Raw genomic sequence first — 13,870 nt, 5'->3', positions numbered from 1 at the left:
CAGTCACTCGGAATCGCCGTGCCGGGTTTCGAACCACTTCGACCGCTGCTCGAGCACGTCCGAACTCTCGCCGAGTTTCGGCCCGGGAGCTCCACGCCGATAGAGCCGGAAGCTCGTCGGCCCCGACACAGTGTGGACGACGACCCTCCCGCCGGACGGGATCAGCCCGAAAGTCTCGGCGCCATCGGGCAGTGCCGCAATAAGCGAGGCGGCGCGGGCCCACGACAGGAAAAAGCTGTTCACAATTTCTGACGAGGAGGGCTCGACGAATAACACGTCCGCTACGTCGCCCGGCAGGTCGAGTGTCGCGAGTCCCTGATCGGTAAGTTCCCGGCCCGAAACGACAATCGCCCGCCCGCCCTTGGCTCTTTGAAACCGCCGACATTCGACAGATGCGTCGACAAGAGCCGCGTCCACCCGGTCCAACGGCCCGTCTCCGCGGTCGGTCGTGCCGAACGACTCGACCGGCTCCCAATCTCCGCGCATACCTACCTCCTGTCAGGACTACCACTGACAGCTTTGCATCGTTTCCGGGCGCGCACAGTCGCCGTCAGCAACCGGGAAATCTGTTCCTTCAAGGGGAGGCCAGCCAATGACTCGGGTAGCCGCATACTCGCGCGTCCCGAGTTTGCACGGAGCATCATCGATGCTCGTACAAGGTGCAGGTTGGAGAGGGCATGGGAAGCAATCGCGGTCTCCTCGGAACGACGTCCATTCGTTGCCGTGCCAGCAGTGCGTATGCCTCGCAGGAATTGCCCTGAGCTGCTTGATATTTGTAATCGCTGGCGCGTTGATGTCGGCTTGCGCCAAACCGAGATTCCGAGTCGGATGGGCTCTAGCGGCCAGAATGACGTGTCAGTCCGTTGGAGCCGAGAGGTTGTACACAGGTGCCCGGTGGTTCGGTCAGTCCGCAGGCACCACCAGCGGCAGGCGGCCGGTCCGAAAGGTTCGCGGATCAAGATGCCGTCGTTCCAAGAGGTCGACGCCCAATTCCCCTGGTTCTGAAAACGAGAATCGAGTCCGCTTTCGCATGCATCGTTCCTATACAATTACCTCCCCAGATGAGGGGATATGCAAGTTCGGTGGACTAGCTGCTCCCCGGTGGTACGACGCTCGATGTGTCCGGTTACTGACACGGGCGGCGATGGCACGGCGGACGACGGACACCAACTAGTATCCCGCAGCGCCGGACGGGCCTTTTGGTGGTGCACCTCGAATAATTATTAGAGCGCCGAACCAACGCTGACACCCGCACCTGCGGAGGGGACAATGAAACAGACCAGTCACCTTGACTATCGCTCTGGTGCGCGCCGCGGCAACTCTCGAGAAGGATGGAATTGAGCGACGCTGGGGTGCGTGTGGAGACGGGGAGCCGGGAATAGATCGACGAATTCGACTACCGAGCGGCTCGTCGAATGCACCAACGGAGGTGAGGAATGACCGGGCCACGTGCGCGAGGCTCCGACGGCGGATCCAGTCGGGATGATTTCTCGGGCGAGCGCCTCGACCGGCAGACCGCACCGCCCGAGCTCGAGGATGACAACAACCGCCGACGATGGGGCCTGGGCAGCGCTCCGGAAGACCGCGGTCCGTACCTCGTCGAGCTCAACGTCCTGCACATCGACGGTCTCTCCGGTGCCACCAACGCCTTTCGTCAACTCTTCGCCGATGTTTTCGGTGCGCCGTCCGGGAGCAGAGGAGGTGCGGATCCGTGGCAGCTGACGAGAATCTCGAAAGGCTATTTTCGCTGCGAGATGACACTGGCCGAGTGGAAGCAGTTGGTGGCGGTCGATCAGGAACGCGCGCTCAGGGCGGCGACCGACGCGGCGGCCCGTCGGCAACCACCCGCATCAGGCACGGTCGGGGTGCCGCCGTCGGACTTTCCGTACCGCACGATTTACCGACTGTGGCCCGACTTCCCGGTCCGCGCCCATATCGCCAAATCCGTCTCCACCATCAAGGCGGACGCCGCCCTGCGTTCCTTCGAGGCCAGTGGCGAAGGCATCTGCTGGGCAGTCCTGGACTCGGGGATCGACGCCACGCATCCGCACTTCGGTGACATCGACGGCGAGCACCTGTTGTTGGACGCCGGGGTGCGTAATCTGCACCGATGTTTCGTCGAGGTGGGCGGTCACCGGCTGCCCGACCCGGACGAGGACCCGGCCGAGAGCGGACCGATGTCGAAGGAGGACCGCGACCAGCGCATCGACCTTCACCGCACCGCGGCACTGACCGATCCCCTCGGACATGGAACCCACGTGGCCGGCATCATCGCCGGGCGTGCCTCGAACTCGGTGACCAACGTGGTTCTCGAACGCCAGGATCGGATCGTCGCGGGCGACGAGGACGAGAACCAACCGACCCGGGTGACGGTGACCGATGCGCGCGTGATCGGCACCGACCGCGAACGCGAACGCTTTCACGGTGTGGCGCCGGGTTGTCATCTGGTGAGCCTGCGCGTCCTCGACGATCAGGGGGTGGGCAGGTCCAGCGACATCGTCCGGGCCCTGGAGTACATCCGCGAGAAGCTCAACGACAATCCCAAACTCCTGCGGGTGCACGGAGTAAACCTCAGTGTGGGATACGACTTCGATGCCGAGATGTTCGCCTGCGGTCAAAGTCCGCTGTGCACGGAGGTGAACCGGCTGGTGCAGGCCGGTGTCATCGTGGTCGCCGCGGCCGGCAACACCGGTTACTCCACCCTTCCGACCAGCACCCGCGTGACGAAGGTAGGACTCTCCAACACCATCAACGACCCCGGCAACGCCGCCGGTGCGATCACCGTCGGATCAACTCATCGCGACTCCCCCCACACCTTCGGAATCTCGTATTTCTCGTCGAAAGGACCCACGGCGGACGGGCGCCTCAAGCCGGACCTCGTGGCACCCGGAGAACGCATCGTCTCGTGCGCGGCCGGAACAAAGCAGGCCACGGCACTGTCGAAGCTCGCCACGATGCCGGGAACCGGGCCTACCAGCGCCCCCAGCATCCCGCCCGCGCACACGGCGTACTACCTCGAAGACAGCGGCACGAGCATGGCGGCACCCCATGTGTCCGGGGCCATCGCCGCGTTTCTCTCCATCCGACAGGAGTTCATCGGGCGCTCCGACGAGGTCAAACGCATCTTCCTCGCCAGCGCGGTGCCCCTGGGCCGCGAACGCTACTTCGAAGGCCATGGTCTCGTCGACCTGATGAAGGCCATTCAATCCGTGTGAAAGGCATACCCGATGATCACCGGACAATTCGAGATCGAGTTCACCAAGGACGGACTCGTCCACGACGACAACCAGGTAGTCCGGCTCCTCGACGGCCTCGCCGACAGCACCGACCTGCTCGTCCTCGCGCACGGCTGGAACAACGACAAGGCCGAAGCCACCACGCTGTACGACACACTCATCACCTCGCTCGAGGTGGTCGGACTGCCCGAGAACGGATCCGGATCCCGCATGGCCGTGATGAGAGTGCTGTGGCCGAGCAAGAGGTTCGCACTCGAATCGCTCATACCCGGCGGAGGAGCCGCCTCCGCGACCGCAGCCAACGATGCAGCCCTCCTGGCCGCGCTGACGCAGCTCGAACAGGACCCTGTGCTGCTGGGCGCCGACGGAAGCGACCCGACGCGAGGAAACATCGTGGAACGCGCGCGAGCCCAGATCGAAGACCTGGACACCTCCGCAGACGCGCGGCGCGAGTTCGTGCTGCAGATACGTACCCTCCTGGACCCGAGCCAGGCACATGAGGACGACGCATCCAGAGAGTTCCTCGACCTCGACCCCGAAAAGCTCTTCCAGAAGTTCACCGGCGAGGTGCCCGTCCTACTGTCGACCGGTCCGGGAGGCGCGGCCGGAAACACCGGCGGCGGCGCCGCCTTTCTCGGAGACCTGTTGTCCGGCGCCAAGGCCGCCGCCCGCCGTATCGCGAACTTCGCCACCTACTACACGATGAAGACCCGCGCCGGCGCCGTCGGCCAAACAGGTGTGGCCGGGGTCCTCGGCCGACTCCGCGAAAAACATTCCCAAATTCCTATCCACCTGACAGGACACAGTTTCGGCGGACGGCTCGTGACCGCAACCGCTGCCGCGCTCCCACCCTCCGATGCCCCGCTCAGCCTCATCCTGTTGCAGGCCGCCTTCTCCCACAACGGCCTGGCACAACGATTCGACGGACAGCACGACGGCGCGTTCCGTACCGTCCTCGGCGAGCGTCGTGTCAACGGGCCGGTCGTCATCACCCACACCAAGAATGACCTCGCCGTGGGCGTCGCCTACCCCCTGGCCTCACGCATCGCCCGCGACAATGCCGCCGCCCTCGGCGACCAGAACGACCCCTACGGCGGCATGGGACGCAACGGCGCCCAACACACCCCCGAACTCGACAGAACCGAACCACTCCTACGGAAGGTGACCCCTCCGCACCAGTACACCTTCACGCACAGCAAGGTTTTCAACCTCCAGGCCGACGCAACGATCACCGACCACGGCGACGTCGCCAACCCCGCCGTAGCGCAAGCCCTGCGCGACGCAATCCGGTTGCGCTGATCCCGGTCGCCACGACGACATCTCTCGGCCCACTGCCACACCGCGCCAGCGAAAGACAGGTAGTCGGCTACTCGCGACCCGCGTTCCCGTCAGCGGCAGCGTCTGACGACCAGAATGATATGCGCTCCGGGAGTCCGGGATTGGGCGTTCCGGTGCGAGCGGGAAGCGACCCGAAACGGCAGATTTCGCCCACACGATTGCCGCAGCGCTCGCCGTGGCACGGCATGGCCAGCCACTCGCCGCCTGCAAATGCGACTCACCACCGCTCACACCGAGCCAATCAGTCCCCGGCGGCGACCTCCCAAACACCCATCCCGAAAGCACGACACGAAACGAAACCTCCTTCTCCACTGCAGAATCCGAACCGCACCACTCAGTGGGGCCGACCGACCACACCCGGACAAACAAGCTCGACGCTCCGGAGCGCGCAGACACAGCTGACAATGCCGATCCCATCTATTTCAACCACCGAGATAGACCCTCCCACACCGTCGCCCCTGTCCCGACGAGCGCGCCATCCATGCACGCACGGGAACAGGGTGTGACGTACGTCACATCACTGTGCTAGTCTTGCTTTCACTGGACATCCACATGCGAAATTAGGGGGTTCGACGTGCCCGACTACAATCGCGAACCGGCTCAAGACGATCTAGATATCGCCGCACGAGTGATGGACACGGTCCAACGGCAGATCGGAACGTACCGAGATGCCCTGACGACGTTGCGACGGCTCCGAACTGAACTCGCAGACCGTCAACAGAACCAAGAGCCGTCCGGCAAGGAACCTCAACACATCAACACACCGCAACTGCTGGCCGAATTCTTCGAAGAGAACGGCATACCGAAACCACTTTCAACGGCCATGGCGGTAGAAGATTTTGCGGGCATGGAGGGCGATTTCCCGGCCCCGCCAGATGCAGATCTTATCACCTGGACGTGGGACTGCTGCTGCAGCTCGTGTTGCTTCACCTGTTCGATGGCCACCCAGGTCACTGGGTGCACGAGCACTTTTGTCCAATAGTCCGGGCGATCGAAGAATATGGCCCCCACGAATCTCGATGAGCATGATGGCGTCCCGGCGATCTTGAGGGAGCAGCTCACAAGCCTTCTCACACGCCATACCCTCGACGACGTGGTCCTGGTGCGCGTGCTCATCGAGCATTACAACGAGATCGCCGCGACAGCGAACCGCGGCGACACCAGGAGAGCCCGCCGCGACTATCAGTCGTTGAGTGAGCGGGTTCCGCTGCCCGACTCTCACGAAATCAAGGTGATACTGGACTCTTTCGCGCTGCCCGTCTCGGCCCTCATCTATTGGCGTGATGGCCGGAACCGCCTCGCGCGTGAGGAACTTGTCGGCTCGCTCGAAGCCTGCGCGGATCTTGTCGCGTCGTATGGCCATACCTTCGTGACATGCAGGCAGCTCCATCTCGCCAACAACTACGTGCGTGTCCTTGTCTCGGAAGGAAAGACCGGTGAAGCTGCGTCGCTGACCACAGCGCTGCGCTTGGTCATCAGCGGGGATACAGCGCGGTGGCCTTTCGTTGGTGCGGAAACCCTGGTTTTGCCCCTGGTAGGTGACTGGCGCGACGCAATCGAGATGCAACTTTTGAAGTTGGAACATCAACTGCAAATGACGCCGCATTGACAGACCACAACACGCCGCCGGTCGAACGCGGCGACCGCCTCGAGGCAGCCGCCTTCACCCTTCGTTCCGAGCTGTTCAGTGAAGCGTGGGGTATCTCGACCGACGATCGACAACTATGGACCGAGTATTCCCCACCCGGGCGGTTCGAGCGTGAGGCAGGCACGAAGCTGCATGTGACATCGTCGGTGCGCTGCGCGGCAGAGGTACTGTCAGCGTGCGCCCCGATACTTCGGGAGCATCATGTGGGATTCAAACACGCCTCGAATCTGCGTGTCCTCGCACATTTGTCGACGGGCGAGGGCGGCCGCTCGCAAGTCGGCAAGTTCTTGACTGTGTATCCCCGCGACGAAACGTCGGCAATGATCATTGCCGAGGAGCTCGACAACGCAACGATGCAGTACTACGGTCCTCGAATCCCCAACGAAAAACTGTTCAGAGATGGCAGTTTGGTTTCTTCCCGCTTCGGATCCTTCGGATCCCATTGGGTTCAACTCCCATCGGGACGAATCGTGCCAGCTATCGTGACCGTCGATGGAGTCGATATCGACGATCGGTCAGCGGAAAACCCGCCACGGCAGTCGACTCGATCGCGAATCGTCGGCCAGAAGTATGTTCGACTGAACACCATGTTCGAAAGCCCCAAGGGAAGAACCTGCCTCGGTGCCATCGACGATGCTTCGGGCGGAGATTTCGTGGTCATCAAAGAGGCTTTCGGCCACACCATGGAGGAGGTCGACGGTAGAAACGCCACCACCCGGCTCAGCAACGAAGCAGCGTGTCTCAGGGCACTCGGTCCCGCCGGGATCGCGCCGCAATTGATCGACTACTGGGACGACCCGGACACATCATTCTTGATCTATCAACCGATTCAAGGCCCGACACTTGGGGCAATAATCGGATCACTCGCGGCCCAGGGACTCAGACCGCCCCCACACCTCCTTCGCGAGTGGATGACCTCACTGTGCCAGACCGTTGCCGCGCTCCATCGATGTGGCTATGTCAGCTGCGATATCAAGCCGGCGAACATCGTCATGACGAAGGACGGGTTCAAACTCATCGATCTCGAACTCGCGGGACCACCGACGTGTGAGCCAACCGGAAGCATGGGGACTCCCGGCTACTGCTCCCCCGAGCAAGCCGATACCCGTGCCGGCCGGTCAGTACTCGATGACATTTATGGCATCGGCGCCACCCTTCTCAGTGCCGCCACGTCATCAGATGCCTCGAACTGGGTGGATGCCGAGGCAGTCGCTCAACTCGAATATGCTCGGGCACCCGACAACCCGATCATGGCCGCGGCGGCGCGGTGCCTGAGACAGGACCGGAACGCTCGGTTCCAGTCGGTTGAAGGCATCGTCGAGGCAGTAGAGCACCAACCTCCCGTCCCACCGACGCCACCTGACGGGTTTTCACCACTGACACTGGCGATAGAAATCGCTGACCGGATTGTGGCCGAAGCGACCCCAGTGGACGACAGGAGACTCTATTGGACATCGGACCATCACACCCTGAACCGGCAGCCCAGCCGCGACCTCTACGCAGGCTCGAGTGGCATCGCCCTTCTCCTGTGCGCGCTGGCCCGAGCGACCGGAAATGACGAATACCTCGCGACGGCCACACGGTGCGGAACTTGGCTGTGGGAAACCGAACCGATCGTGCCGAGACGGGAGGCAATGCCCGGCTTGTATTTCGGCGAGGCCGGCCCAGCACTGCTCTATCTGATGCTGCACTGTGCGACGAAAGATGCACTATGGCTTGATCGCTGCAATGAGATGGCAACTCTACTCGACACAAACAGTGTCCGCTCACCCGACTTGATGACTGGACTGGCCGGCGTCGGCCTCTTCCACCTCATGCGGTGGCACATCGACCACAGCGACAGCACCCTCGACGCGGCCGACCGGTGTGCACGTGCACTGCTCGAGAGGCGGGAGCCGGACCGACTCATCTGGCGTATGCCTGAAGACTTCGACCTGCTCAGTCGCCAAGAGTATCTCGGATTCGCTCATGGATCGGCAGGCATCGGCTACTTCCTCGCCGAACATGCACTCGCGAGCGGACACGAGGCATCTCGCGCGATGTCGCACCTATTGGCCGACTGGATCATCGAGTTAGCGCACCCCGCCCTCGGGGATGGTTCCGGTCTGTACTGGACCGCAACCGAAACCTCTGAACGAAGTTCCGGAACCAACTGGTGCCACGGAGCACCCGGAATGGCGCGTTTTCTCATGAAGGCCCACGCGACGACCAAAGACACAAGCCACCTGGAATCAGCTATGCGGGCCGCTCGGATGACCGCGGCCGGAGGATCATGGATCGGAACGTCGCAGTGTCATGGCTTGGCCGGAAATATCGAGGTCCTCATCGATGCCGCCCTACAGACGAACCAGCCGAGTTTTCTCGAACAAGCGCGTCTGCTTACCGAGAATCTCGTGTCATACCGCATGGACGGTGGCTGGCCCTCGGACGAGCGCTCTAAACGCTGCCCAGACCTTATGGTCGGTGAGGCAGGCGTTGCGGCAGCATTCTTGCGGATGGCCAAGCCCATATCTGGACATATCATCTCGTGCGAGGCAATCGGACAAGCCTCCTCACATTCCCGTTAGTTCTGCCAGTAACACCACAGTCGCGGGTGCGTGGCGCGAGGACAATGTCAAGCCTTGGCTCCAGTGAGACTTGAAGCTCTCTACCAACCGGAGCCGGCCGGAAAGGTCACCGACATCGTCCGGCTGAGCTTTTAATCCGCCCGATTTCGCGATCGTGCTGAGCGTCCACGGGAAGGTCGCAAATCCAGGCGCGCAGGACCGGCTCGGTCGAGGCGCGCACCCACCCTACGTCCGACATGGTCCTCCATCCCATTCGGCGCCCTACCATCGCCACCGGCAAGGTCACCGGCCTGCGGCAAAATCAGCGATCGTCATCAGGAGTTCCTCGTCTTCCTCGAACCCTGGCCCGCGCATACCCGGATCATCAATTGCTTCTGGCGACGGATCCCTACGCCACCCGCGCAGGCTGAGACCCGAGCGTGTTTGGCCGAACATCCGCACGCATCCACCTGTGTCTCGCGGTCGACCAGATCGACGCCGATCTCCGGCGTCGTCGAGTACCTCAACCAGATCACCCGCGACGACATACAGGTCACCGCCCTCCGATTGACCTGCCCGGCGGGGACTCGAGATCCTCATCCCCTCCACCTACGGCGGCGAGATCGCCGCAGCCAAGCCCGCTCCTCGGCCGACACCACCACCCGGTGGACGAAGGACACCTTCCTCGGCGCCATCGGCTCCGACACCGACCGCGTGAGCGCCGAGAAACTCTTCGCACTCCTCGACCAGGCCGACGACCGGCGCGGCACCCACGACGACCTCTGGTATGGCAACAAACCAGGCGGTGGGCGTCTTCTTCCACCCCTACGGCCTGCGGTTCGCGCCGATCCAACTGTGGAGCAACAGATCCGGGCAGCTGATGGCCTACGGAAACTGGTACCAGTACGACAAGAGGGAATACCACTGCGGCTTCGCCGAACTCGCCCACCTCGTCGGCCAGGACCACTAATCCACTGCGAAAGGCTTACCCATCGCCGACCTCCCCAACCTCGACCAGTTCTGGCCTGCCACCCTGCAGTGCGCCGACTACATCAACCGACCAGACGCCGGGTCCGATCACCGGTACGTCGACCCCCGACACCGCGATCCTCTGACCCGAACCGGCACGCCGCGGTATCGGTCCGCGAGCGTCGATCGATGGCACCGGGAAAGAAGTCGCCACGCCGCGCTGCATGGTGGCCAACGACGAGGCGGCATCGTTGCGACCCTACGAGGCACCGCGGGAATCACCCTCTCCGCGATCACCCTGTTCCCATGCCGGCGAATTCGTGAACCGCAATCGCGACCGACGCATTTGCGGTCGTCATCCGACCTGACTCACACCACCCACCACCGTCCCCCGCCCACAGGTGGCTCCATCACGATTACCACACCTCGGGGGGTGCGGCACCGCCGTCATCACATCGGATCGCACGAGCCGCGATCGTGATGTCCTTACCCTCGGCCTGCCCATTTGCGCAGCAGCTTGCTGCGTAAATGCCGGTTCCCCGCGTCTTTCCTCTTCTCGAGGAGCGACGACCAGCCAGTGCCTCCGAGGTCGATACCGAGGCCGGATGTATGTCTGCACGCCCGGCTGCACCACTTGTCGGTCGGATGGGAGAAGATTGGCGACGATGAGTCGATCAGAAGAAATCGAGCCCGCCGGGTACGGCGCATTGCTCGAGGACATCAAGTCCCAGGTCCGCACCACCCGCGTCCATGCTGCTCGCAAGGTCAACGCCGAACTGATCATCTTGTACTGGAAGATCGGGAAGCTGATCCGCGCTCGGCAGAGCGAGGAAGGGTGGGGTGCCCGGGTCATTGCCCGGCTCGCCGACGACCTGCGCACCGAGTTCCCCGGCATGCGAGGACTGTCGCAACGCAATCTGGTCTACATGCGCACCCTTGCCACCGCATACCCCGACTCAATTGCGCAGCACCCTGCTGCGCAATTGCCGTGGGGACACATCCTCGTCCTCCTCGACCGTCTCCCCGACCCCAGTGTCCGCGATTGGTACGCCAGCCAGGCCGCTCATCACGGCTGGTCCCGCGCCACACTCGTCCATCACATCACTTCGGATCGGCATCTGCGGGTGGGGGCTGCACCGAACAATTTCCCCACCACGCTGCCGGCGCACGAATCCGACCTCGCCCACGAAATCCTGCAGGATCCGTACAACCTCGACTTCCTCGGCCTCGACGCCGGTTACAGCGAACGCGACCTCGAAGATGCCCTCATCGGCCGACTCACCCATTTCCTCACCGAGCTCGGTGGTGGTTTTTCCTTCGTCGGACGCCAGTACAAGCTCACCGTCGGCAACTCCGACTACTACCCCGATCTGCTGTTCTTCCACCTGGGCCTGCGCCGCTTCGTCGTCTTCGAGCTCAAGATCGGCCACGCCGAGCCCGAACACATCGGCAAGCTCAACTTCTACGTCAACGCCGTCGATGACCTACTCCGCAAACCCGAGCACGGCGACGGCACCACCATCGGAATCCTCCTCGCCGCCGACCGCGACGACATCGTCGTCGAATACGCGCTTCGCGGTCTGGACTCCCCGCTCGCCGTCAGCACCTACACCACACACCGGTCCCTGCCCGCCGACGTCCGGCCCGCCCTGCCGACAGCCGCCGACCTCGCCGACGCCATCCGAGACGTCCGACACCCAAACAACCCCCAGACCACCCTCCCCCGGACCGGCAACCGACAGCTGAGCTCGCCCACGCGATAACCACTGCCCACGCGATATCGACCAGCACCACATTCCGAGGCACCCTTGAGGATTCACCCGTCCGAGGTCGGCATCGACGACGCGGGTCAGGAAGCGGTCGATGACGAATCGGCGGCGCACCAGGGTGATGTTCTAGCCGTGCTGTCGGGCGTACCGGTTGAGGCGGTCGGTGATACTCGCCCGCACCGGGTGCGGGGACCTGTCGCGGGACGAATTCATTCGAGACTCCCGATGCTGCATCGTGGCGGCCGCCAGCCGGTCCCCGCTGCTCGACTCTGCACGGATAGAAATCAGTTCGGATCCCACGGCGATCGTTCGAGCCTGTTGAGCTCATCGAGAACCTGGTCGACGGCAGTGGTCGGGATACGGACGTCTTCGCCCTCCGAAGCCCGGAGACGGTCGCGTACATAGGCGAGCATGGCGAATTCACGCTCGAGGTCTGCTGCACTTCGGTCGCTCACGGTCTCATCCTGCCCTGAGGAGGGCGGTGATCCGAACTTGTTGCCGCCCGGCGACGGCGGGACCGAGGCATCCACCGTCCATCGCCGGCGTTCGATGTCGCGGCGAGCAGTCGTTCCCCGCCGTGGCCGGGTTCGCCGTCGCGGTCCTCGTGCACACCCTCGACGCCGAGACGGGTCGGCTACGACATCTGCCGCCCGCGGAGCCCGCCGAATGGGCGCGTGCGATCTTCTCGACCATCGCTCAGTCATCACACCGATGCGGACCAATCGGGCACGGCCGCGGTGACATGGCCCACGCCTGCAAATCTGCCCGGAACCGTCTTCGAGGGCTGCGACCGCACGTCTGGCGACAGGTTCCCGGTAGGTCAGACCTTGGTGAGTTGCACGGTCAATAGTGCCGGTGGTCGCGGAACCGGGACGTTCTCAGTGCACGTCAATCCTCGCCGACTGAAACGCCCTGTCGACGGAACGTGAAAACTGAACACGGTATGGCAGGCGGGTTCAAGTATTGGTCGCAACACTCCTGATAGAAGAGGAGTGTGCGGATGGGACGAAGAGGACGCAAACGGCGACTCGAGCTGGAGACGCGGTACTGGGCGCTGCTCGCCGGCGGTGTCGGCAGCATCGAGGCATGCAGGCAGCTCGGTATCGGACGCAAGACCGGTTACCGATGGCGGGCGGAGTGCGGTGGGATTCCGCCGGTACGGTTGGCCGACGAGGCGCGATCGAGCCGGTATCTGAGTCTGCTCGAACGCCAGCGCATCGCCACGCTGCGAGCCGCTGGGCACTCGATCCGGGAGGTGGCCCGGCGTTTGGGCCGATCGGCGTCGACGGTCAGTCGGGGGCTGCAGCGCAACACCTTTCCGCATGATCGCGGGGGCTATGACGCCACCCTGGCGCACGCCCGCGCCACGGGGCGCTCACTCCGCCCCCGCCGGGGCCGTCTGCTCGACGACCCGGATCTTCGGGCGAAGGTGCAGGAAAAACTCGAGACCGAGTGGAGCCCGGAACAGATCGCCGCATGGCTGCGGACCGAGTATCCTGACCGTCCCGGCTGGCACGTGTGCCACGAAACCATCTATCAGGCGCTGTACACAACAGCGGCCGGTCCGGTTTGTGCCGCACGTTGACCACCAAGCTCCGCACCAGACGTCCGCTGCGGCGCCGCCGGCGGAGAGCCGACGAGCGTCGGATCCGGTTTATCACTCCGTCCCAGTCGATCGATGCGCGTCCCGCTGTGGTCGAAACCCGCAGTAGGACCGGCGATTGGGAGGGGGATTTGATCGTCGGCCGGTCGAGTAGGTCCTCGATCGGCACGCTCGTCGAGCGACGCAGCCGCTATGTCCGGCTCCTGCATCTACCGGGCGGGCATCGCGCCGAACCGTTCGCCGAGGCACTCGGTGCGCTCTTCGAGCAGATTCCCGAGCATGCGCGCTGGACTATGACCTGGGACCAGGGTTCGGAGATGGCACGTCATGATCTGTTCGGCCATCTGTTCGCCGACGGTGTCTACTTCGCGCATCCGGCCTCACCGTGGTTGCGTGGCACGAACGAGAACACGAACGGATTGCTCCGGCAGTATTTCCCCAAGGGTACCGATCTGTCCGTTCACGACCCCGAGACGCTGCGTGCAGTAGAGGATCGTCTCAACAACCGGCCGCGCAAGAACCTCGACTGGCGAACACCGGCACAGGTTTTCGCCGAAAGTCTGGCACCATGAACCGACGGTGTTGCGACGACCGCTCGAATCCGCCCTTGAACCCGCCTGCCGGAAAGGGGTCAGTTTTCAGGTGCCGTTGACAGAATCGTCGCTTCGAGCGACCACTTGCCGAGAGGCGCGCTGGCGGGCACCGTCACCCTGACCGGGTCAGACCTACAGTGCGTAGCGTGCCCGAGCAGGTAACGAAGC

General features: G+C 63.5%; 10 protein-coding genes and 2 pseudogenes. 9 read left to right on the top strand and 3 right to left on the bottom strand.

From position 1 onward, the window contains the following. Positions 1–3: 3 nt before the first annotated feature. Complete coding sequence (locus CBI38_RS34365; RefSeq protein ID WP_109335900.1) at positions 4–486, bottom strand: hypothetical protein; 483 nt, start codon at positions 484–486, stop codon at positions 4–6. A gap of 950 nt (positions 487–1,436) precedes the next feature. Here CBI38_RS34365 and CBI38_RS34360 point away from each other — a divergent pair. The 6 genes and pseudogenes from CBI38_RS34360 (at position 1,437) to CBI38_RS34340 (ending at position 8,789) form a co-directional block, all read left to right on the top strand. Further along, positions 1,437–3,215: a S8 family peptidase gene (locus CBI38_RS34360; protein WP_109335899.1), complete on the top strand. Its 1,779-nt coding sequence runs from the start codon at positions 1,437–1,439 to the stop codon at positions 3,213–3,215. Between the two features lie 12 nt (positions 3,216–3,227). After that, positions 3,228–4,535 carry an alpha/beta fold hydrolase gene (locus CBI38_RS34355; RefSeq protein WP_109335898.1) on the top strand — a complete coding sequence of 436 codons (1,308 nt, stop codon included), beginning with the start codon at positions 3,228–3,230 and terminating at the stop codon, positions 4,533–4,535. 613 nt (positions 4,536–5,148) lie between these two features. Further along, entirely contained in the window at positions 5,149–5,556 is a 408-nt protein-coding gene (locus CBI38_RS38145) for a hypothetical protein (RefSeq protein WP_162603377.1), read from the top strand. Between the two features lie 18 nt (positions 5,557–5,574). Further along, positions 5,575–6,183, top strand: coding sequence for a hypothetical protein (locus CBI38_RS34345; RefSeq protein WP_109335896.1), 609 nt, complete (start codon positions 5,575–5,577; stop codon positions 6,181–6,183). Then, a pseudogene (locus CBI38_RS41000) lies at positions 6,180–6,728 on the top strand (class III lanthionine synthetase LanKC N-terminal domain-containing protein); the annotation flags it as partial. The gene CBI38_RS34345 and the pseudogene CBI38_RS41000, both read left to right, overlap by 4 nt. A gap of 147 nt (positions 6,729–6,875) precedes the next feature. Then, a complete protein-coding gene (locus CBI38_RS34340; RefSeq protein WP_204165024.1) occupies positions 6,876–8,789 on the top strand; it encodes a lanthionine synthetase LanC family protein in 1,914 nt (637 codons plus the stop codon). Between the two features lie 588 nt (positions 8,790–9,377). On the opposite strand, the gene CBI38_RS39820 is transcribed toward CBI38_RS34340, so the two are convergent. Continuing rightward, positions 9,378–9,542, bottom strand: a complete 165-nt coding sequence (locus CBI38_RS39820; protein ID WP_230990339.1) for a hypothetical protein — start codon at positions 9,540–9,542, stop codon at positions 9,378–9,380. 13 nt (positions 9,543–9,555) lie between these two features. Between CBI38_RS39820 and CBI38_RS39815 the strand changes: the two genes are divergently transcribed. Together CBI38_RS39815 and CBI38_RS34330 are read left to right on the top strand one after the other, a co-directional pair. Further along, a complete protein-coding gene (locus tag CBI38_RS39815; protein WP_230990338.1) occupies positions 9,556–9,738 on the top strand; it encodes a hypothetical protein in 183 nt (60 codons plus the stop codon). Between the two features lie 664 nt (positions 9,739–10,402). Beyond that, entirely contained in the window at positions 10,403–11,500 is a 1,098-nt protein-coding gene (locus CBI38_RS34330; protein ID WP_109335894.1) for a PDDEXK nuclease domain-containing protein, read from the top strand. Between the two features lie 290 nt (positions 11,501–11,790). Here CBI38_RS34330 and CBI38_RS38670 read toward each other — a convergent pair whose 3' ends face one another. After that, on the bottom strand, positions 11,791–11,961 hold the full coding sequence (locus CBI38_RS38670) for a hypothetical protein (protein WP_204165023.1): 171 nt from the start codon (positions 11,959–11,961) through the stop codon (positions 11,791–11,793). Positions 11,962–12,506: 545 nt separating this feature from the next. Here CBI38_RS38670 and CBI38_RS40995 point away from each other — a divergent pair. Then, a pseudogene (locus CBI38_RS40995) lies at positions 12,507–13,681 on the top strand (IS30 family transposase). Positions 13,682–13,870 lie beyond the last annotated feature (189 nt).

Origin of the sequence: Rhodococcus oxybenzonivorans, from assembly GCF_003130705.1 — a bacterium.
GTDB lineage: Bacteria > Actinomycetota > Actinomycetes > Mycobacteriales > Mycobacteriaceae > Rhodococcus_F > Rhodococcus_F oxybenzonivorans.
Note: the sequence above shows the minus strand (reverse complement) of the source record. Positions and strands in the feature narration are given on the sequence as shown.

What these genes read in the sequence shown, in the direction of transcription:
- CBI38_RS34360 (WP_109335899.1), top strand. Translation starts at nt 1,437, where the DNA reads ATGACCGGGCCACGTGCGCGAGGCTCCGACGGCGGATCCAGTCGGGAT.
- CBI38_RS34365 (WP_109335900.1), bottom strand. Translation starts at nt 486, where the DNA reads ATGCGCGGAGATTGGGAGCCGGTCGAGTCGTTCGGCACGACCGACCGC.
- CBI38_RS34355 (WP_109335898.1), top strand. Translation starts at nt 3,228, where the DNA reads ATGATCACCGGACAATTCGAGATCGAGTTCACCAAGGACGGACTCGTC.
- CBI38_RS39815 (WP_230990338.1), top strand. Translation starts at nt 9,556, where the DNA reads ATGGCAACAAACCAGGCGGTGGGCGTCTTCTTCCACCCCTACGGCCTG.
- CBI38_RS34345 (WP_109335896.1), top strand. Translation starts at nt 5,575, where the DNA reads ATGGCCCCCACGAATCTCGATGAGCATGATGGCGTCCCGGCGATCTTG.
- CBI38_RS34330 (WP_109335894.1), top strand. Translation starts at nt 10,403, where the DNA reads ATGAGTCGATCAGAAGAAATCGAGCCCGCCGGGTACGGCGCATTGCTC.